The organism is Arthrobacter sp. SDTb3-6 (genome assembly GCF_013376095.1).
Classification (GTDB): Bacteria; Actinomycetota; Actinomycetes; order Actinomycetales; family Micrococcaceae; genus Specibacter.
In genome coordinates this window covers 1-1,729 of record NZ_JAAMFN010000101.1, presented here as the reverse complement: position 1 = coordinate 1,729, position 1,729 = coordinate 1, and the positions used below count along the sequence as shown (strand labels likewise).

Genomic DNA, 1,729 nt, shown 5'->3' with positions numbered 1-1,729 from the left:
GTTAGACGATATGAGGTAGGGGGCGGTTGGGTTTCCTGCCCGTCCGGGCGGCCATTGTCGCCGGGCGGTCCCGTGGCGCCGGCCTGGGTCTGGCGGGCTTTCGTTGTCCTGGTGGCGGCGCCGCGGGGCCTGTGACCCGGCGGGAACGGCCTTGTATCCGGACGGTCAAGTGGCCGGGCTGCCTCCGGTGAAGGCCGGGGCCTGTCCTTGTCACAGCATCCGTGGGTTGCCATTGAACAACCTCTTGGCTTGGTGCCTTCATGAGAGTTGCATTGGTAGAGCCACATGTGAATTTTAGGAGGTCCCGGCTATGTACAATCGTACGTTTATTGGGTTGGATGTTCACGCAGTTTCCGTTGTAGGCTGCGCGCTGGTCCCGGATACGGGAGAGCTGGTGAGGATGCAGATGGATTCGGACCCGGCGGTCGTCCTGGACTGGATCCGGCGCTTCGAGCCGCCGGTGAAGGCCGTGTACGAGTCCGGCCCGACCGGGTACGTCCTGGCACGTTTTCTGCGGGAGGCCGGGATTGACTGCGTGGTCGCGGCGTCCTCGAAGCTGCTGCGCGCCCCTGGCGACAGGATTAAGACGGACAAGCGCGACGCCCGGCTGCTGGCTGAGATGCTGGCCCTGGGGCAGGTGACCGAGGTCCGGGTGCCGACGCGGGAGCAGGAGGACTTGAGGGATTTGTCCCGGTTGCGGGCCACGGCGGCGAAGAACCTGGCCCATGCCCGCCAGCACGTGAACGCGGTCCTGCTCCGCCACGGCATCCGCTACCCGAAGGAGACGAAGTGGACGAGGGAGCACGTGCTTTGGCTGCATCGCCAGTGCTTCGACTCCCCGGTGCTGCAGTTCGCCTGGGAGGCCGACGTTGAGCAGGTCGAGCTGCTGGCCGCGCACCTCAAGCGCATCGACCAGCACGTCGAACTGGTTGCCAGGGACTGCGAGTACGCGGAGGTCATCAACGCGCTGATGTGTCTGCGCGGTATCCAGGTCACGACCGGGTTCGGGCTTGCCGTGGAGATTGGCGACTGGACCCGGTTCACCGGCGCCAGCATCGGCTCCTACGTCGGGCTGGTGCCCAGCGAGCAGTCCTCGGGCCAGTCCCGGCACCAGGGCCCGATCACGAAGGCCGGCAACAAGTACACCCGCAAGCTCCTGGTCGAGGCGGCGTGGCAGCACCGGCGCCCCTATGCCCGGCCCGGGATCCGCCTGCTGCGGCAGCTGGAGTTGGCTGGCCCGGCCACCCGGATCCGCGCCTTGGAGGGCAACCGCAGGTTGCACCACAAGTGGGAGGTCTTCGATGCCCGCAAGAAACGCTCCGTCACGGCCAACACCGCGATCGCGCGGGAACTCGCCGGCTGGTGCTGGTCCTTGGCCACACCCCTGCAACAAGGCGAACACGGGCAGGGAGGCCGCATGAACGCGGCCTGACAACGTGCCTTCCGGAGTGTGGCGGCCGTGACGTGGCAGCACTTTGGGGCTAACTCGAGACGCGCCTATGAGCAAGCGGCCCATACCGTTGACGCTCGATGTTAGACAGCGATATGCCCCAGCCGAACAATCGTCATGCGGTAACCCAATCCGCGAATATCAGGCTGACACTGCAGTCGAACACAAGACTAGCCAGCACGGCCACCACACCCGGACGGCACCCAATCCAGCGCCCCCACCAAAGAAGTTGGGAGCCGCTCATCACTGCCTCTTGACAAACCTTCCCACATATCAGGC

The 1,729-nt window shown here is 65.6% G+C and carries 1 protein-coding gene; it reads left to right on the top strand.

Translation table 11 applies throughout. The features are described 5' to 3' along the window. Positions 1-310: 310 nt before the first annotated feature. Positions 311-1,432 (top strand): IS110 family transposase, encoded by a 1,122-nt coding sequence (locus G6035_RS19445; RefSeq protein ID WP_176618748.1) that lies wholly within the window; start codon positions 311-313, stop codon positions 1,430-1,432. The last annotated feature ends 297 nt before the right edge of the window (positions 1,433-1,729 follow it).